This is a genomic window from Pontibacter saemangeumensis (genome assembly GCF_039541895.1).
In the GTDB taxonomy this organism is placed as follows: domain Bacteria; phylum Bacteroidota; class Bacteroidia; order Cytophagales; family Hymenobacteraceae; genus Pontibacter; species Pontibacter saemangeumensis.
Genome location: NZ_BAABHC010000016.1, coordinates 405,559 through 424,003, shown reverse-complemented (window position 1 = coordinate 424,003; position 18,445 = coordinate 405,559). Strand labels below are relative to the sequence as shown.

Below are 18,445 nucleotides of genomic sequence, written 5' to 3'. Positions count from 1 at the left end.
CCATGGTACGATCATTTTTATTCACACTTGTAGTAGCACCCGCGCTTTCGTTTTCAGCCAGCGCCTTCGGTGTATCGGCTGTTCGCGATTCGGTAGGGGTGGAGCGTAGGGACGGGAAACTTTTTGTGCAGCACAAAGTGGATCCGAAAGAGACGCTCTATGCCCTGTCCAGAAAATACAGTGTGCCTGTCTCTCAGATCGTGGAGGCGAACCCAAGCGTGCAGACAACCATCAAAATAGGCGACATTGTCCTGATCCCGCGCAAATCGAGCGGGTATAATGCCGTGGCCTCTACTGCCAAGGCCGCACCTGCCGCGGCAGCCGCCAGCAGCCGAACGTATACCGTTAGCGAGTCCGGAAACAAAATGCACATCGTGGAGGCGCGCCAAACCCTTTACTCCATCTCCAAAATGTACGGCGTGGCTGTGGAGGATATCCGCCGCTGGAACAACATGACGGATAACAGCATCAGCATTGGCACCAGCCTGGTAGTGGGCAAAGGGTCTGCTCAGGCAACCAAAAAGCCTGTCTATATGCCTGAGGCTGACGATGAAATGACTAAGCCAAGGACAACTGAAAGCGTATCGGCGGCCACTCCCGTAACGCCTGCCGTCACCACTGGCGCCCCCACCGCATCAACGGCTGGTCCTGCTGCGGATGCGTCAGTCATTACCGCGGCGGAAGAGGTAGAAGAGGAGACTGTCTCTGGCGTTAAAAAGATCATGGAGAGCGGCATGGCGGAGATGATCGACCCGAAGGCGGATACGAACAAATACCTCGCCTTGCACAAGTCGGCCCCGGTGGGGACCATCATGCAGGTGAAGAACGCTATGAACGGGCAGGTGGTATACGTGCGCGTGATCGGCAAACTACCGGAAACAGGCGCGAATGACAAGGTGATTGTGCGTATCTCTAAGAAAGCGTATCAGAAATTGGGTGCTGTAGACTCAAAGTTTCGGGTGGATGTCTCCTATATGCCGTAGGGTTTACTGCCGTTAATGGCGCTATATATAAATGGAAATCCCGTCGCTTATAACTAGGCGATGGGATTTCCATTTATATATAGCATAACCATATCCATTGGTTGCTGCGCCTTGCATTTCACCTGTCTGCAAATTTTCCTCCTCGGAGGGGCAGGGGTGGGTTCTGTAGAACAGCTTCGTGCGCAGTATGCAGGTAGCAGGAGTATTATATATCCCATGCGCTGGTGAGGGGGAACAAAAAGGGCAGCTCTTAAAAGCTGCCCTCTTCTATATATGCCTGATGCAGCTTACTTTGTATCGTATGCCCACTTCAGGTAGATGGCGCCCCATGTGAAGCCGCCGCCGAAAGCTGCGAGTATAATGTTATCGCCCTTCTTCATCTGGCTCTCGTACTCCCACAGGCAAAGCGGGATCGTGCCGCTGGTGGTGTTGCCGTATTTGTGGATGTTCAGCATCACCTTGTCGTTGCTCAGGCCCATGCGGTTGGCGGTTGCCTCAATGATGCGCTTGTTTGCCTGGTGGGGTACAAGCCAGGCAATGTCATCACCGGTCAGGTGGTTGCGCTCCATCACCTCAGCCGAAACGTCGGCCATGCCTTTCACCGCAAACTTAAACACCTGCTGCCCCTCCTGGAAAGCATAGTGCTCCCGTGCCTGCACCGTCTCGATGGTTGCCGGTCTGCGGCTGCCGCCTGCCTTCATGTGCAGGAACGGGGCCCCCGTTCCATCGGACTTCAGCACCTGGTCCTGAATGCCGAGGCCTTCTGTGTTTGGTTCCAGCATCACGGCGCCACCGCCGTCTCCGAAGATAATGCAGGTGGCACGGTCGGTATAGTCTACGATGGAGGACATTTTATCAGCCCCCACGATAATCACTTTCTTATACTGCCCCGACTCCACAAACTTCGCTCCTGTGGCCAGCGCGAAGAGAAACCCTGAGCAGGCAGCCTGCAGGTCGTAACCGAAGGCATTCACAGCGCCCACCTCAGCGGTGATGATGTTGGCCGTTGCCGGGAACACCATGTCCGGGGTGGTGGTGGCGCAAATGAGCATGTCCACTTCTTCGGGCTTCGTATTTGTTTTCCGGAGGAGTTCTTTTACTGCTGGAATCGCGATTTGGGAAGTGCCCATGTTCTCACCTTTCAAAATACGCCTTTCCTTGATACCGGTGCGGGAGGTGATCCATTCGTCATTCGTCTCAACCATTGTCTCGAGCTCTTTGTTGGTGAGCACATATTCCGGGACATAGCCACTCACGCCAGTTATGGCAGCAGTAATTTTACTCATTTTAATACTTCTTAGGTTGTTTAGATATCAAGGGCGGCAATTTAATAAAAAAAAATTGGCATAACCTGTCCGGTTCCTTAAAAAGAATAACCGATGCAGACTATGCCAAGACTTGTATTGCGTGCCACGTACAGTAGCGACTTCTAAGCGCTGTAGTTCTTCCTGAACCGTTCCGAGATTTTAGAGACGGCCATCTTCTGCGCCAGCAGCACCATGTTGCATATGGCCCGCGGACTCGATACGCCATGGCCGATCACGGCATTGCCGTTGATGCCCAGGATCGGGCTGCCGCCTTCGGTCTCGTAGTTAAACTTGTCGAAGAACGGGTCATGTATTCCTTTCTGGTGGAGGATGTCATAAAGCGACTCTGCCATTTTCACGATGATGTTGCCTGTGTAACCGTCACAGACGATCACATCTGCCTTGTCGTTGAAAATGTCGCGCCCCTCAATGTTGCCGATAAAGTTAATGTCCTTGTTCAGCTTCAGGCGCTGGTGCGCGGCCTGCGTGTTTACGGTGCCTTTGCCCTCCTCTTCGCCCAGGTTCATGAGGCCTACCTTCGGGTTCTGGATATCCAGCACGTACTTGGCGTAGATAGAGCCCAGTTCGCCGAACTGCTCCAGCACTTCCGGCTTGCAGTCGGCATTGGCCCCTACATCCAGTATCACGCCCAGGCCACCGCTCAGTTTCGGAACAAAGCTGGCAATGGACGGCCTAAGTATACCTTCAATCGCTTTAACGCTGAACATGGCCCCCACCAGCATGGCGCCGGTGTTGCCGGCGCTGCAGAAGGCATCGGCTTTCTGCGCTTTCAAAAGGCCATAGCCAAGGGCAATACTGGAGTCAGGCTTCTGCGTCAGGGCCTTGGTGGGATGTTCGCCCATCTCAATTACCTGCGACGCATGCATCACGGAAATATTGCTGCCTGTGTAACCATTCTCCTGGAGCAGTGTATGCAGGACGTCCTCCTTCCCAAGGAGCAGGATAACCTCACCATTCTTAAGCTCCTGAGCAGCCATCACTGCACCCTTCACAACTGCCTCAGGTGCAAAATCGCCGCCCATGGCGTCTAAAGCGATTCTCATTTACAGGGGGTATATTGGAGTATACAGAACTAAAGCTAAAGCAGTCGGATATACTTACTGCGCGTTAGCTGTATAATTCTTGATTGCCAGTTTGCCTTTGTGGAACAGATCGCCTTCTACCACATATGCGTGATGGTACAGGTGCGGTGTATCGGTGGTAGGGCAAATTGCAATGGCTTTCTCAGAGAGCTTCTGATGTGTTCTTCTCTTATCTCTTCTGGTCTTCGAAATCTTGCGTTTAGGATGTGCCATTTTTTAGAATAATTTACTTTAGTTTATGCTTTATACTTCTGAATTTCACTAATTTAAGTTGCGGAGCGCGTCCCAACGCGGATCAACTTCGTCGTCATCGTCGTCCTCTCCATCCTCGCCCTCTGTGGCCTGGTTTCGGGAAGAGTAGATCAGGATGTCCTGGTCGTTGTCGTCTTCCTCATCGGCGTCCGCCACAAAGCGCGGGTGCAGTTTCTTCATCGGCACGGCCAGCCCTATGTAATCGTACAGGTGCTGCGCAATGTTAATGGCCTGCGTGTTCGGTGTTATTTGCCACAAATCGTCATCAAGTTCAGCGTTCTCTTCGCCGTACTTGACGCGGAAAGTGGCCTGCACATCAACCGGGTAATCAAACTCATCCAGGCTCCTGTCGCAGGTAAGCCGTACATGGCCCTTTATACCCATGCGGAAGGTCAGCAGCGACTCTGTCTTGTCCAGTTCCACCTGCGCAACCAGGTTGCCGCCCAGGATGATGTCTTTCACGAAAAGATCGAAAAAGGAATCATCCAGCTCAAACTCATACAAGTGTTGCTTGTTGCTGAGTTTGGCGATGCCGATTTCATAGTCTCTTAGCTTCTTCACAACCGACTTTTTATTGCAAGATGCAAAATTAGAACATATTTCTGATAAATAAAACTATCTGTCCTATTTATACGACGGGCATTTCGGCCTCAAACCGCTTCCGAACCACGTCGCAGGCCACAAACAGCGCCTCCCTGAAAGAGGTTTCACTGGCAATGTGCTTAGCTGCAATGTCGTAGGCGGTGCCATGGTCGGGGGAGGTGCGCACAATCGGCAGACCGGCGGTGTAATTTACCCCGCTCTCGAATGCCAGCGTCTTAAACGGGATCAGCCCCTGGTCGTGGTACATGGCCAGTACGGCGTCCACCTGCTGGAACTGACGCATCCCGAAAAAGCCGTCGGCCGGGTAGGGGCCGAACACCAGGTACCCGCGCTCCTTCATCTGCACCACGGCCGGACGGATGATCTCCACTTCCTCGCGGCCCAGCAGCCCCTGCTCCCCGGCGTGCGGGTTCAGGCCCAGCACCGCGATGCGCGGTTTCAGAATCCCGAAGTCCTTGCGCAGCGAATCCAGCAGGATGGTCATCTTCCGAATCAGGAGTTCTTCCGTCAGCCGCGCCGGCACCTCTTTCACGGGTATATGCCCCGTAACCGTGGCCACACGCAGGCCGCCGCTCACGAGCAGCATCAGGCTTTCCGGCGCATCAAAGTATGATGTCAGGAACTCGGTGTGGCCCGGGAACCGGAAATCCTCCGCCTGTATGTTGTCCTTGTTGATGGGGGCCGTTACCAGGCCGTCCAGCAGCCCGGCCTTCAGGTCCCTGCTGGCCGCCAGCAGCGAGTCCAGGGAGGCCTTGCCGGATTCTGGTGTAGGGTGGCCGGGGTTCACCTCCAGCTCATTCTCCCAGCAGGAAATCAGGTTTATCTTGCGCGGCACCAGCGCCTGCGCCGACTCCACCTCTTGGAACTGGAAATGCTCCGCGTTCAGGGCTTTGCGCACATGCTTCAGCAGGCTGGCAGAGGCATATATAACGGGGGTGCAGAAATTGAGAATACGTTGATCAGAGAGCGTTCTGATAACCACCTCCGGCCCGATGCCGTTGGTGTCGCCGATGCTGATGCCTAATTTGGGTTTATTTTTATTATCCATTTTCGATTATCGAGCCAGTGCACTGAGGTAGTTGTAAACAAGCCGGACACCGGACCCGGTGGCCAGTTTGCCGCGGTAGCTGTCTTCGCTGTGCAGGTAAGCCGTTCCCGCGATGTCAAAATGCACCCACGGGTAGCTGGTGAAGGCCTCCAGGAACTTGCCCGCCGTGATATGGCCCGCGTCTGCGCCACCCAGGTTCTTCAGGTCGGCAATGTCAGACTCCAGCTGCTTTTTATACTCATCCCACAGCGGAAACTCCACCGTGCGCTCGTGTACTTCGTCACCGGCTTTCTTCAGGCCCGCCATCACATCTTCGCCCGCCGTGCCCATCACCACCAGGCCTTCCTTGCCGACGGCGCGCATTGCGGAGCCGGTGAGCGTGGCGAAATCAAGCACCAGCTCCGGATCATATTTTTTAGCGAAGCTCAGCGCATCAGCCAGTATCAGGCGGCCTTCCGCGTCGGTGTTCAATACCTCTACCGTCAGCCCGTTGTACATCGTGATCACGTCGCCCGGGGCCACCGCGCTGGGGCCGGGGCGGTTGTCGGTGGCCGGCACCAACCCGATGATGTGCAGCGGGAGCTTGTTTTTAGCGGCCGCGTACAGCACGCCCGCCACCACGGCAGAACCCGCCATGTCAGACTTCATATAGTCCATCGACTGCGGCGTGGGCTTCAGGCTGAGTCCGCCGGTGTCATATACCACGCCTTTGCCCACCAGTATATAGGGCTTGCTGTTCCTGGCGTTCTCCGGCTTCCACTCCATGATGTTGAACGTGGCCGGCTCCTCGCTTCCCTGGTTCACGGCAACCAGGCCACCCATCTTCAGCGACTGGATCTTGAGCAGGTCGAGCACATCGATCTTAAAGCCTGCCTGCTCGCTTAACCCGATGAAAGCCTCACTCAGTTGCGTGGCCGTCTGGTGGCTGTTCGGCTCGTTCACCAGGTCACGCGCCGTATACACGGCCTCCAGCACGTTAGCCAGTTCCTGCACCGTTTGCCCGTTCACATGCTCATCTGCAATGGTGATGGTTTGGAGCGGGCTTGGCTTGGCGTCCTTTGTTTTGTACTTCTGAAACTGGTAATTGCTCAGGTAAAGGCCCTCGGCTATATATAAACTGGCCCCATCATTTGTTTTGTCGAGCAGCGTGATGCGCTCCACTTTGTCTGTTTTCAGCTGTCTGAGCAGCGAGTGGCCGGCCTGCCGGAGGGCCTCATGCCGCAGGGCATCGGTTTTGGCTTCAGGGGCCACCAGTATATATAAGAAGTGTGAGAATCGGTTAAGTGCTACAAGCTTGGCCTCCTGCTTTACCTGCTGTTGCACGTATTGCTGCTCCTCCGGCTGCAGTTCCTGCAGCTGGGCCGCCTGGCCGGCCTCCACCACAAGGGCGAGGCTGGTATTATTCGCTAAGCTTGTATCGTAATTGAGTTGCGTTGGCATTTGTCGTTCGTATCTTTGGTGTGCAATATAGTAAGTATAATACGGAATGCGAAAATCCGTCGGCTGTCACAGCTTTGCTGTTCCTGCACCTTATCGTATAACGGGTTTGCGCCGAAAAGTATTCTTGGCAGTCAGCAGACCATAAAAAAGCAGAATGTGGGCAATGTAAAACCAAAAAAGCACCTGGGCCAGCATTTCCTGGTGGATCAGAACATCGCTACCAAGATAGTGGAGCAGCTGACGCTGCACCAGGGGGCGGAAGACGTGCTGGAGATAGGGCCGGGCATGGGCGTGCTCACGCAGTACCTGCTGCAGCACAAGGATTACCGCACCACGGTGCTGGACATCGACCGGGAATCCATCGCTTACCTGCAGGAGCATTTCCCGCAGCTTGGTGACCGCATCATCTCCGCAGACTTCCTGAAAACGGACCTGGGCACGCTGTTCCCCGGCAAGTTTGCCATCATCGGCAATTTTCCCTATAATATTTCGAGCCAGATTTTCTTTAAAGTGCTGGAGCACCGCGACAGGGTGCCGGAAGTGGTGTGCATGATACAGAAGGAGGTGGCCGAACGGCTGGCCTCCCCGCCGGGCTCGAAGGCATATGGCATCCTGAGCGTGCTGCTGCAGGCTTACTATATAATAGAGTACAAGTTCACGGTGAACGAGCATGTGTTTCACCCGCCGCCCAAAGTGAAGTCGGCTGTGATCCGGCTGCAGCGCAACGAGGTGGAGCGGCTGGGCTGCAATGAGGTGCTGTTTAAGCAGGTGGTGAAGCTGAGTTTCGGAACCCGGCGCAAAACCCTCCGTAACTCCCTCCGGAGTTTTAACCTGCCGCCGGAGGTAACGGCGCAGCCCGTTTTCGATAAGCGGGCAGAGCAGCTATCGGTGCAGGATTTTGTGGCTTTAACAACGTTGATAGAGCAGAATATATAGGGATTATATGCAGCAGGTAGAAATAACACGCGACTACATTGAGCAGGTAGAGGAAGCCATTGAGCGGAAAGACGCCGATTTTATCCTCGGCACCATGGCCGACATGCACCCCGCCGATGTGACGACGGTGCTCTACGAGCTGGACACCAACGAGTCGAAGTACGTGATGGACCTGCTGCCCCCGGACACGGGCGCCCAGATCCTCAGCGACCTCGACTACGACATCCGGACAGATTTCCTGGGCTACTTCACCAGCGCCGAGATCGCCCGCTACGTAAACCTGATGGACTCTGACGACGCGGTGGATATCCTGAACGAGCTGTCGGTGCAGACGCGGGAGGAAGTGATCGCCCTGCTCGACAACGAGGAGAAGGCCGAGCACATCCTCGACCTGCTCCATTACGAGGAAGACTGCGCGGGCGGTCTGATGGGGAAAGAGCTCATCAAGGTAAACCTGAACTGGCGCGTGCGCCATTGCATCGAGGAGATCCGGCGGCAGGCCGAGGACGTGGAGCGCATCTATACCGTGTACGTCACCGACAACCGGGACATACTGGTGGGGCGCGTGAGCGTGAAGCGGCTGCTGCTCTCCCGAGACGACACGCCGGTGAAGGACATCTATAACCCCGACGTGATCTCCATCGAATCCTTCCGGGACGAGAACGAGGTGGTGAGCGTGATGCAGCGCTACGACCTCGAGGCCATCCCGGTGGTGAACATACAAGGCAGGCTGCTGGGCCGCATCACCATCGATGACGTGGTGGACGTGATGCAGGAGCAGGCGGAACTGAGCCGGCAGCTCATGACGGGTATCACCGAGAACGTGGAAGAGGACGACAGCGTGTTCCGGATCTCGCGCTCGCGCTTGCCCTGGCTCATCATCGGCATGGTGGGCGGCTTGCTGGCGGCGCAGTTCATGGGCCTGTTCGAGGCCGATATCGCGATGCTGCCGGCGGTGGCGCTGTTTGTGCCGCTCATTACGGCCACCGGCGGCAATGTGGGCATCCAGTCCTCGTCTATTATCATCCAGACGCTTTCATCGAATGCCGTGGTGTTCGAGAATTTCGCCCAACGTATTTTAAAGCTGGTGCTGGTGGCCATGCTCAACGCCCTGATCATCTCGATCCTGGTGTTCGGCTTCTCTTACCTGTTCCGGCACGAGCTGAAGCTCTCGATCGTGGTGTCGGTGGCGCTGTTCTCTGTCGTAATACTGGCCTCGCTGATGGGCACCATCACACCCATGGTGCTGGACCGGTTCGGCATTAACCCGGCTGTGGCGGCAGGCCCTTTCATCACCACCGCCAACGACCTGCTGGGGCTTGCTATTTACTTCGGCATCGCGCATCTGCTTTATAATTTGTAGAAGAAAGAGCCCAGCAGATATCCGCTAAATAGCACTACGAAATGGGTAATTCATTTTCTGGTGTAAGGATATATAGGATGAGTGGATATCTGGGACGCCCTTCTCCTGGCATGTATATATAAACTTCTTCAAAAATTTAATCTTGATTCTTTATGGCATCACCTGCTGCGCGCATCCTGATCATCGACGAGATGCACCCGAGCCTTTTCCCGCTGCTGGAAGGCATCGGGGCTGAGGCGGATTACCGTCCGGATATGGCCCCGGCTGACGTGCGTCAGGCGCTGGCAGAATATAACGGGCTTATTATCCGGAGCAAAATGCGCGTCACGGCCGAAACCATTGAGCTGGCCGGCCAGCTGAAGTTCGTGGCGCGGGCAGGGGCCGGCGTCGACAACATCGATGCGCAGGCCCTGCAGGAGCGGGGCATCGCGCTGCTTGGGGCGAATGAGGGAAACCGGCAGGCGGTGGGGGAGTTTGCGGCTGGGGTGCTGGTGGCATTGGTGCGCCATATTCCCCGCAGCGACAGGCAGGTGCGGGAGAAGGTATGGCTGCGGGAGGAGAACCGGGGGGAGGAGATCAGCGGTAAAACGGTCGGCATCATCGGGTACGGCAACATGGGGCAGCGCTTTGCCAAAGTGCTGAGCGGCTTCGGCTGCCGCATCATCGCCTATGACCGTTTTGCGCCCGGGAAAATACAGGCACCCGCTGAAAACGTAACGCTGGCGCAACTGCAGGCCGATGCCGATGTGGTGAGCCTGCACATTCCTTATATATCCGAGAACCTCGGGATGGTGAATGACGCGTTCTTCGAAAGTCTGCGGAAGCCCGTGTGGTTCCTGAACACCTCGCGCGGGGATGTGGTGGACCAGGCGGCCTTGGTGCGGCACCTGAAATCGGGGAAGGTAAAGGGCGCTGCGCTTGATGTGCTCGAAAACGAGAAGCTGAAAACCCTCACGGCGGCACAGCAAGAGAACTTTCAATACCTGGCAACAGCCGACAACGTCATCCTGACGCCGCATATCGCCGGCTGGACGCACGAATCCTATATCAAAATCAACGAGGTGCTGGTGGAAAAGATCAGGCAGTTGCTGTGATCATCACTTGTTCCATTCATAAGTTGTTGTCCGGTTGATTGGTTGGTTTCAGGTATAGCCATATACCATTCAAACAGCCATTTAACCCCATCATGCCGCAAGTTGGAGCGCAGCGGTAACCTGTGGTAAAGTATAGCAGCAATTTTTCAACTTGCGTTTAGATAGTGGGCAACGCACGTTGGAAACTTGCTGTCATGGAAGGGCAGAAGTCACCGCTACGCTCACACTTACGGTATGGAAGGTTTTGGGAGAATAGCCATATGTGCTTTGAACCAAACATTTAAGCCTTCTACCTATCAGTAACCAACCGTTCAACAACAGCGCCATCAACAATCATATAGGGTCTTGCTACTTGTGTCGCAAATTTTGTATATTTGCTGAGCTACAAGGCAAAGGCCTTGTCGTATAATTAATTTGAAGCGTATGCCATACGTTGGTGGCAGCATATCCTGCATATGCCTGCCGCCGCACCGGAATTAATATATAAATTGTACATATCTGGCAAAGAGAACGGTTATGCAAGCCATAACCGTTCTCTTTGTTTTTGTGTTTTAAACGTGAGAACTGATTATGAGCAAGATTTCTTATTACACAGCCGAAGGTTTGCAGAAACTGAAAGACGAACTGGCTGAGCTCAAAACAAAAGGACGCGCCGAGGTGGCGCGCCAATTGGCCGAAGCCCGCGACAAAGGCGACTTGAGCGAGAACGCGGAATACGATGCGGCCAAGGACGCCCAGGGCCACCTGGAGTTGAAGATCGCCAAGATGGAGGAGATCATGGGCAATGCCCGCCTGGTGGATGAGTCGGGCCTGGATGCCAGCAAAGCCCTGATCCTGTCGAAGGTGAAGCTCAAGAACCTGAAGAACAACATGGTGGTTGACTATATCCTGGTGGCGGAAGAGGAGGCGAACCTGGCGGCAGGCAAAATATCAGTGAAGTCTCCGATTGGCAAAGGCCTGCTGGGCAAGTCTGTGGGCGATGTGGCCGATATCACGGTGCCGGCCGGTAAGCTGCAATTCGAGATACTGGAAATAAGCCGCTAAGCCCTATGGAAACATCACTCTTCACCAAGATCGTAAAGGGGGAGATTCCGGCCTACAAAGTGGCGGAGGACGACCGTTACCTTGCCTTTCTGGACGTATTTCCGACAACGAAGGGCCATACCCTGGTCATCCCCAAGCAGCAGGTGGACTATATCTTCGACCTGGACGAGGAGGTTTATATAGGTTTGATGGCTTTTGCCCGTAAGGTGGCGCTTGCCGTGGAGAAAGTGGTGCCCTGCAAACGCATTGGCGTGGCCGTAGTGGGCCTCGAGGTGCCGCATGCCCACGTGCACCTCATCCCGCTCAACAGCATGCAGGACATGAACTTCGCCAACAAGCAGAAGTTCAGCAAAGAGGAGTTTGAAGAAACAGCCGCGAAAATCAAGGCCGCCTACGAACAATAGCTGGAAAGATAGCACTGAGTTAAAATCAGAAAGGGGTTAGAAGATGAGCACCGGCTCCGCTTCTAACCCCTTTCCCGCTTTAGCAGCTGTGAGAAAAAGCCGCTACTGATTCTCCTGTTCCTGCTCCAGCAGCTGCTGTTCCTGCTGCTTTTGCAGCTCCTCCAGCTCCTCCAGCCGTTCCTCCTGCTCCTTCGCCTGTTTCCGGAAGAAGCCCCTGAACAGGATGTTACTCTGCAGGGCCTCCATGTTCTTGTCAAACTTATCGGTGCTGGTTTCGAGGTTTTGCATGGTGTTTTTCAGGTTACGGGCAAATTCCTCGTCGCTTAGCAACACGCCTACTGCGTTCCCCTCGTTGTTGAGCCGGGTGCTCACCTCCTGCAGGTTCTGGGTGAGCGCCGCTGCAGAGTTAGTCGCCTCCCGCAGCTGCGCCATCGAGGCGCGGAGCTGGCTGTAGACCACGGTATCGGTCAGCACCTGGTTGGCCAGTCCCTCCGGTGTGTTGAGCTTGTCTGTAAACTGGTTCAGGTCCCTCGAGGCCCGGGCGGTGTTCCGGGAGGTCTGCTGGAGGTTGGCGACCATGGCCTCAAAGTTATTGGCCAGGGTAGAGTCGGTCAGGAGCTTGCCTACGGTGCCTTCGCCTTTCGTCAGCTTGGAGGTGAGCTGCTTAATATCGTCTGTGATGGCTACGAGGTTGTTGTTGTTCTTTTGCAGCGTCTCCACCAGTTCATCGGTGTCAAGTGGGTTGGCGGCCCGTATCAGGTCACCATCCTCCACCGGGGACGCCTGCTCGCTGCCGCCCTCTATCACGATGTTCTTGTTGCCGATAAAGCTTTCGGAGCTGATGCGGGCAATCGCATCCTCCCGGATGTACTGCTGCGCGTTTGCCTCCACGTTCATGGTCACTTCTACCTGGGAGTCACCATAGAACTCAATGCTTTTGATAGTGCCTATTTTCACACCCGAGAACCAGACATTGTTTCCCGGCTTCAGGCCCGCCACATCGTCGAACACCGCCCGGATGGAGATGGAGTCGATAAAGCGTTTTTGCTGCCCCGCCAGGGTAAATATACCGGCAACGAGAATGGCGATGGCCAGGAGTACGAAAATCCCGACGATTACGGAACGTTTATTATCTGCAGTGATCATTTAGTCTATGAAATTGTAATTGTAAAATGCTTTTACTCGCTCGTCGTCCGTGGCGAAAACCTCCTCAAAGGTGCCCTGCCGTTTAAACTCCCCGTCCAGCAGCATCACCAGCCGGTCACCTACAGCGCGGGCGCAGGTCAGGTCGTGGGTAATGATGATGGAGGAAGTGTTGAAGCGCCGCTGCACCTCGTTTATCAGCTTGTTTATCTCGATGCAGGTGATCGGGTCGAGGCCGGCGGTGGGCTCGTCGTAGAGCATGATCTCCGGCCTTAGGATCAGCGTACGGGCTATGCCGATGCGCTTGCGCTGCCCCCCGGACAGCTCAGAGGGCATCTGGTGCATGGCCTTGGTCAGCCCGACCGCCTCCAGCACCACGTCGATTATACGGGTGCGGTCGCGCTGCGTCATGTGCTTGGAGTGGCGCACCAGCGGAAACTCCAGGTTCTCTTTTACGGTCATGCTGTCGTAAAGGGCGCTATTCTGAAACGAGAAGCCGATCTTCAGGCGCAGCGCGTCGAGTTGCTTCGGCGAAAGATGGCCTACCTCTTGCCCCAGCACGTTCACCATGCCCGCATCGGCCCGCAGCAGCCCCGATATGATCTTGATCAGCACCGATTTGCCCGTGCCGGAGCGGCCCAGCACCACCAGGTTCTCTCCCTGGTACAGGTTCAGGTCCACATTTTTCAGCACCTCAAACTCGTCAAAGGCCTTCTGCAGCCCCCGTATCTCGATGACTTTGTTCTCTCTTATTATGTTTGGGTTGATCTTTTTCATTTCAAGAGGCGGTTACAGGACGCGGATCGCATTGATAACCTGCATGACAAGAAGCTCTTCAATAAAAATGAGAAACATGGCCGTCACCACCGAGGAGTTCGCAGCCTTTCCGACACCCTCTGTGCCCTTGGAGGAATTGTACCCTTTGTAACAGCCCACCATCCCGATGGTAAAGCCAAACAGCACCGACTTCACTGAAGAGGAGATGATATCGAGAAACGTGATCGCGTCAAAAACCTGGGTAAAGAAGGTGGTGAGGGTGGTCAGCTCGTTCTGGTGCACGTTCAGGTAGCCGCCCAGCAGCGACACCAGCGTAGTGTACATGGTGAGGGCCGGAATCATGAAGGTGGTGGCCAGCACGCGGCTTACCACCAGGAATTTATAGGGGTTTGTAGCTGATACCTCCATGGCATCGATCTGCTCCGTCACACGCATCGAGCCCAGCTCAGCCCCAATGCTGGAGCCGACCCTGCCTGCGGCAATAATAGCCGTCACCAGCGGCCCCATGGCCCGCACAATGGCCACCGAGATCAGGGCGGGCAGGAGGGAAGTGGCCCCGAAGTCAGCCAACGACGGCCGGGACTGGTTCGTGAACACGATGCCGATAATAAAGCCGGTGACCGAGATGAGCGGAAGCGAGCGGACGCCAACCTCATAGCATTGCTTGATGACCTCCTTAAACTCGTAGGGCGGGAACAGCACTTCCCTGAAAAAGCGGGCGACGAAGGCGTATATATAGGATAGCTCCAGGAAGATGCGGTCAGCCCTTCGGGAGAAGACGTATTTGCGTGTTCTGGTAGGAGGTGTCTTCTTATTGTTACTTTGATCCATTCGTTGTCAGATGAAAACCGGACGAGTCAGGTTATATGTACCGGCACAGGGGGAAATCAATCGAAAGATTTACCTGCACATACGGTTTGAGCGAAGTACAAGGTTGTGAAAGATTCCGGCCAATCATGTAAAGGTATAAATTAACTTTAAATGCGATGCCAATCTGCTGCACCCTGGCAGGGGAGAGGTTTCAGCGGCGGCAACCAATGTAAAACGTGTACATGTGTTTATATATAAAGCCTCCGGCGAAACAGAACCGCTATACTTTCACAGCTTTGCAGTCAAACGTGAACATCGCCTGCCTGCGTCCCTTCTGCGCCGGCAAAGATAAGCAAGAAGTTGTCCTAAATGAAAGTAAAACCGCTGCAATGGGGATTTGTGCTGGTAAATCGTGGTGACGAGCGTAGCTGCCTGGGCCGTGGAAGCAGTTTACAGGGTAGAAATGCTTGCTGTGTTTCAGAAGGCCGTTGCCCCCTCATTCCGGATAGGGCAGCCGCATACAATGGGGGAGGTGATATGGTAAAAACGGCGGCTTTCGGTTGGGGTGCTGAGAGCTGCATGAGTCTCCTCCTATATGTACCTCAACGAGCTCATCAAAAAGAGCAACTAAATAAAAGGCGGCTCCTGGTTTATATATAACTGGTATAGTATATATGGCCTGGGGAGAAGTAGCTTATTTTGTAGCCAGCCTGTCCGGGTTGTCCTGCAGAAAGCCCTTCCAGGACTTGCCGCCCTGTTTGGCGTTGTTGCCTTTCTGGTAGTGGTGGCAGAGCGCTACACCCAGGGCGTCGGTGGCGTCCAGTAGTTTGGGTGCGTCCTGTATTTTCAGGATCTGCATGAGCATGCTGGCTACCTGCTCCTTCGAGGCATTCCCGTTGCCTGTGATGGATTGCTTTATCTTTTTGGGTGCGTATTCCACGTAAGGGATGTCGCGGGAGAGGGCGGCGGCAATGGCCACTCCCTGTGCGCGTCCCAGTTTCAGCATGCTCTGCACGTTGGTGCCGTAAAACGGCGACTCGATGGCCAGCTCGTCGGGGAGGTACTCGTCGATGAGCTGTATCATGCGGTCAAAAATTTTCTTTAACTTGATGGCGTGGTTGCTGTAGCTCTTCAGATGGATGACGCCATATTGCACCAGCTGCACTTTGGAACCCGTCACCTCGATCAGCGCGTAGCCCATTACCTGGGTGCCAGGGTCGATGCCAAGGATGAACTTGTTAGGGGGGAGTGCGGAAGGGTGCGCCATAGGATTGCAAAATTAGAGATATTATCTTGAACATTAACCTCAACAGAAAATTCCTTTTGGCTGCGGGAAAAGCCTTGGTCGTGGTGCTCACGTTCTACCTGCTGTACAAGGCGGTTTTCAAGGCGCCCGACACTTTCCTGAGTTGGGGCGTTGTGCTGCGGCATGCCTGGGAGAATCCCCTGCGCCCCCTGCTGCTGCTCACAGCCGTGCTGATACCCATTAACTGGGGCTTCGAGGCTATGAAGTGGCAACTGCTGGGGCAGAAGATCGAACGGTTTTCATTCCTGCAGGCTTACCGCGCCGTGATGGTGGGCCTCACCCTCGGCTTCATCACCCCAAATCGCCTCGGCGACTTTGCCGGCCGCGTGCTGGAGCTGAAGAGCCGGCAGCGGCTGGAGGCGATCGGTGCAATTTTTATGGGGCGTTTTAGCCAGCTGGTGGCAACGGTACTCGTCGGTTCCCTTGGCCTGGCTTACTTCATCCTTCGCTTTTACTTCCCGCTGTATCCCTCTGTTTGCCTAAGCCTTATGTTTCTCCTTCTCGCCCTGGATTTGATCGTGCTGCTGCTGCTTTACAATGCGCGGGCGATGGTGGGAGTAGTGGCTGGCATCAAACCGTTGCAGCAGTTTGTGCCGTATATCGCCATTATGGCCGCCTATTCCTCTCCCGAACTCTCTCGCCTCCTGCTGCTGTCGCTGGGCCGGTACTTTGTGTTCCTGCTGCAGTTTATATTGCTGCTGGTCTTATTCGGGGTGCGCCTGAGCGCAGTGGAGTATATAGGCGGCGTGTCCGGCACATTTTTCCTCAAGTCGGTGGTGCCCTCCGTCAGCTTGCTCTCAGACCTGGGCATGCGGGAGTTGTCGGCAATGTACCTGTTCGGGTTGCTGGGGCAGGTGAGGCTGCAGGTGCTCAGCGCCAGCCTAAGCCTCTGGCTGCTCAACATTGCGGTGCCCAGTGCCGTCGGCCTGTTCTTTGTACTGCGGCTTCGGCTGGCCCGGAAAGGCGTCACCACGTGATCTTGCTGCTCTCGGCCACGCTGCTGGCCTATGCCTGGATTATTCTGCGCCGCCGGTCTGCGTGGCAGGAGCTTCCCGTCTCTGACGCCCCTGCAAGCTATATACCTGACGTCCGGCTGTCTGTCATCATCCCCGTCCGAAACGAAGCCGAGAACATACTCCTGCTGTTACAGGACCTGGAGCGGCAGCTTTATCCCAAGGAGCTTCTGGAGGTGCTGGTGGTAGACGACCATTCCGAGGACAGGACGGTTGAACTGGTGAATGAATACAAGGCAGGTTCCACAATGAGTATAAGGGTGTTGCAGTTGCATGATTACCCTGCTATGCAACTCAAGAAAGCCGCCGTGCAGAAGGGGGTGGAGCTGGCGCAGGGAGAGCTGCTGGTGTTTACTGACGGTGACTGCAGGGTGGGGCCGGAGTGGCTTCGGCAGTACGCGTACCTCTATAGGTTGCAGCAGCCCTACTTCATCAGCGGGCCGGTTAGCTTCCACAACACCGCTACCTTGTTTGAGAAAATGCAGTTGGTGGAGTTTTCGAGTTTGATCGGCATTGGCGGCGCCTCCATCGGGCTTGGCAAACCCAACATGTGCAACGGTGCTAACCTGGCCTACCGGAAAGATGTTTTCAACAGCGTGGCAGGCTTTTCAGGCAACGAGGGCATCGCGAGCGGCGATGACGAGTTTCTGCTGCACAAGGTGCACGAGCAGTATCCGGGCAAAGTGGCCTTTCTGAAAAATCCTGAATCTATAGTTTATACGGATGCCCGTAAAACACTGATTTCCTTCGTGTGGCAGCGGGTAAGGTGGGCGAGCAAGTGGCAATCCTACCAAAGCCTGGAGGTGCAGTTGGTTGCGGTGGCGGTTTTCCTAGTGAATTTCCTGCTGTTCCTGGCCATCGCCCTGGTGATTTCCGGCAGCATGCCGCTCTGGATATTTATAGGCGCATATATTTCGAAATTCGCAGTGGATTTCTTATTTTTAAAACAGGTACTGGGCTTCTTAGGCAAACGAAGGTATCTTTGGTATATGCTGCCATTGCAACTCGTTTACGTCCCTTACGTGGTTTTTACTGGTGCCTGCGGCCTGCTGGGGCGCTACCGTTGGAAAGGGAGGATAATCCGCAACTCATGAGCGATAATGAATTTGACTTACTGGACGAACTGTACTTTGTGACGTCTTACCCGGATCTCAGAAGCACCCTTTCGCTGAGCGATGAGGAGCTTTGCGAGAGCCTGCAGTCACTGATCAGGCGGGGATATGTGAAAATCCTATACCCTGACCAGGATACTGAGCACGAGTACGATGAAAGCACTTTCGCGCAGCATTGCCACGATTATTTTTACCTTGCCACCAAGGCAGGCCTGGTGGTGCATAATTCCCTCTGAAAAGCCTCTTCGGCAACTATGCTTGCTTAGTGCGTGCTAATATATTTATAGCCGGCGGTGCTTTTTTTAAAAGATGAAGCGGCAGCGACTCCTGCATAAAATTTTCACATGAGTGCCTTGGAAAGTCACCCCTACTGCTGCACAAGGGTGTGTAAGAGAACATTGCAGTGACTGACACTAAATATCTGATTTAAAGATTTGTATGTGTCGAAATGTGTTATCATGTCTTGCCCCTGAACTTCCCTGAATGGAAATGGGAGCACACGGGTTGCTTTAGCTTTGACCTTCATGTAAATGCTGCGCAGGCACCTGGTTTTCTGCAGCAACAGGCGGTGTTCCGCAACCTGCCGTTCAATAAGTTGGGCTAGCGCAGCGTTATTGCCACGGCTTACTTTGCCAAAACCTTTGGAATGGAAGTGGGTTAAGTTTTCAGCCGCCTACCTTCTCGTATTCAGCTCTTCTTTGCGGCGA

19 protein-coding genes are annotated in these 18,445 nt (G+C 54.7%); 9 read left to right on the top strand and 10 right to left on the bottom strand.

What is annotated here, in order from left to right:
* The first annotated feature begins 2 nt into the window (after positions 1 to 2).
* Complete coding sequence (locus ABD920_RS15795; protein WP_345160407.1) at positions 3 to 983, top strand: LysM peptidoglycan-binding domain-containing protein; 981 nt, start codon at positions 3 to 5, stop codon at positions 981 to 983.
* A gap of 287 nt (positions 984 to 1,270) precedes the next feature.
* Here ABD920_RS15795 and ABD920_RS15790 read toward each other — a convergent pair whose 3' ends face one another.
* The 6 genes from ABD920_RS15790 to ABD920_RS15765 form a co-directional block, all read right to left on the bottom strand.
* Positions 1,271 to 2,269: a beta-ketoacyl-ACP synthase III gene (locus ABD920_RS15790; protein WP_345160405.1), complete on the bottom strand. Its 999-nt coding sequence runs from the start codon at positions 2,267 to 2,269 to the stop codon at positions 1,271 to 1,273.
* Between the two features lie 143 nt (positions 2,270 to 2,412).
* Positions 2,413 to 3,354: a phosphate acyltransferase PlsX gene (plsX, locus tag ABD920_RS15785; protein ID WP_345160403.1), complete on the bottom strand. Its 942-nt coding sequence runs from the start codon at positions 3,352 to 3,354 to the stop codon at positions 2,413 to 2,415.
* Between the two features lie 54 nt (positions 3,355 to 3,408).
* Positions 3,409 to 3,606: a 50S ribosomal protein L32 gene (rpmF, locus tag ABD920_RS15780; RefSeq protein WP_241638302.1), complete on the bottom strand. Its 198-nt coding sequence runs from the start codon at positions 3,604 to 3,606 to the stop codon at positions 3,409 to 3,411.
* 48 nt (positions 3,607 to 3,654) lie between these two features.
* On the bottom strand, positions 3,655 to 4,206 hold the full coding sequence (locus ABD920_RS15775; protein ID WP_345160401.1) for a YceD family protein: 552 nt from the start codon (positions 4,204 to 4,206) through the stop codon (positions 3,655 to 3,657).
* 67 nt (positions 4,207 to 4,273) lie between these two features.
* Positions 4,274 to 5,296, bottom strand: coding sequence for a 4-hydroxythreonine-4-phosphate dehydrogenase PdxA (gene pdxA, locus ABD920_RS15770; RefSeq protein ID WP_345160399.1), 1,023 nt, complete (start codon positions 5,294 to 5,296; stop codon positions 4,274 to 4,276).
* Between the two features lie 6 nt (positions 5,297 to 5,302).
* Complete coding sequence (locus tag ABD920_RS15765; protein ID WP_345160398.1) at positions 5,303 to 6,736, bottom strand: leucyl aminopeptidase family protein; 1,434 nt, start codon at positions 6,734 to 6,736, stop codon at positions 5,303 to 5,305.
* 156 nt (positions 6,737 to 6,892) lie between these two features.
* On the opposite strand from ABD920_RS15765, the gene rsmA reads away from it, so the two are divergent.
* From rsmA to ABD920_RS15740, 5 genes are all read left to right on the top strand, one after another.
* Entirely contained in the window at positions 6,893 to 7,672 is a 780-nt protein-coding gene (gene rsmA / locus ABD920_RS15760; RefSeq protein WP_345160397.1) for a 16S rRNA (adenine(1518)-N(6)/adenine(1519)-N(6))-dimethyltransferase RsmA, read from the top strand.
* A gap of 7 nt (positions 7,673 to 7,679) precedes the next feature.
* Positions 7,680 to 9,035, top strand: coding sequence for a magnesium transporter (gene mgtE, locus ABD920_RS15755; protein WP_345160395.1), 1,356 nt, complete (start codon positions 7,680 to 7,682; stop codon positions 9,033 to 9,035).
* 152 nt (positions 9,036 to 9,187) lie between these two features.
* Positions 9,188 to 10,129 carry an NAD(P)-dependent oxidoreductase gene (locus ABD920_RS15750; protein ID WP_345160394.1) on the top strand — a complete coding sequence of 314 codons (942 nt, stop codon included), beginning with the start codon at positions 9,188 to 9,190 and terminating at the stop codon, positions 10,127 to 10,129.
* 570 nt (positions 10,130 to 10,699) lie between these two features.
* Positions 10,700 to 11,173, top strand: a complete 474-nt coding sequence (greA, locus tag ABD920_RS15745; RefSeq protein WP_345160393.1) for a transcription elongation factor GreA — start codon at positions 10,700 to 10,702, stop codon at positions 11,171 to 11,173.
* 5 nt (positions 11,174 to 11,178) lie between these two features.
* On the top strand, positions 11,179 to 11,577 hold the full coding sequence (locus ABD920_RS15740) for an HIT family protein (protein ID WP_345160391.1): 399 nt from the start codon (positions 11,179 to 11,181) through the stop codon (positions 11,575 to 11,577).
* Positions 11,578 to 11,679: 102 nt separating this feature from the next.
* Here ABD920_RS15740 and ABD920_RS15735 read toward each other — a convergent pair whose 3' ends face one another.
* From ABD920_RS15735 to ruvC, 4 genes are all read right to left on the bottom strand, one after another.
* Entirely contained in the window at positions 11,680 to 12,723 is a 1,044-nt protein-coding gene (locus ABD920_RS15735) for an MlaD family protein (protein WP_345160390.1), read from the bottom strand.
* Positions 12,724 to 13,497, bottom strand: a complete 774-nt coding sequence (locus ABD920_RS15730; protein WP_345160389.1) for an ABC transporter ATP-binding protein — start codon at positions 13,495 to 13,497, stop codon at positions 12,724 to 12,726.
* A 12-nt stretch (positions 13,498 to 13,509) separates the two neighbouring features.
* Positions 13,510 to 14,328, bottom strand: coding sequence for an MlaE family ABC transporter permease (locus ABD920_RS15725; RefSeq protein WP_345160387.1), 819 nt, complete (start codon positions 14,326 to 14,328; stop codon positions 13,510 to 13,512).
* Positions 14,329 to 15,001: 673 nt separating this feature from the next.
* On the bottom strand, positions 15,002 to 15,574 hold the full coding sequence (gene ruvC, locus ABD920_RS15720; RefSeq protein ID WP_345160386.1) for a crossover junction endodeoxyribonuclease RuvC: 573 nt from the start codon (positions 15,572 to 15,574) through the stop codon (positions 15,002 to 15,004).
* A gap of 26 nt (positions 15,575 to 15,600) precedes the next feature.
* Here ruvC and ABD920_RS15715 point away from each other — a divergent pair, with 26 nt between their 5' ends.
* Genes ABD920_RS15715 through ABD920_RS15705 form a run of 3 tightly spaced genes read left to right on the top strand, consistent with a single transcriptional unit; the run spans position 15,601 to position 17,974 of the window.
* Positions 15,601 to 16,590 carry a lysylphosphatidylglycerol synthase domain-containing protein gene (locus ABD920_RS15715; protein ID WP_345160384.1) on the top strand — a complete coding sequence of 330 codons (990 nt, stop codon included), beginning with the start codon at positions 15,601 to 15,603 and terminating at the stop codon, positions 16,588 to 16,590.
* Entirely contained in the window at positions 16,587 to 17,720 is a 1,134-nt protein-coding gene (locus tag ABD920_RS15710; protein ID WP_345160383.1) for a glycosyltransferase, read from the top strand. Before ABD920_RS15715 ends, ABD920_RS15710 begins: the two co-directional genes overlap by 4 nt.
* Positions 17,717 to 17,974, top strand: a complete 258-nt coding sequence (locus ABD920_RS15705) for a hypothetical protein (RefSeq protein WP_345160381.1) — start codon at positions 17,717 to 17,719, stop codon at positions 17,972 to 17,974. The genes ABD920_RS15710 and ABD920_RS15705 overlap by 4 nt, the downstream gene beginning before the upstream one ends.
* Positions 17,975 to 18,445: the final 471 nt, after the last annotated feature.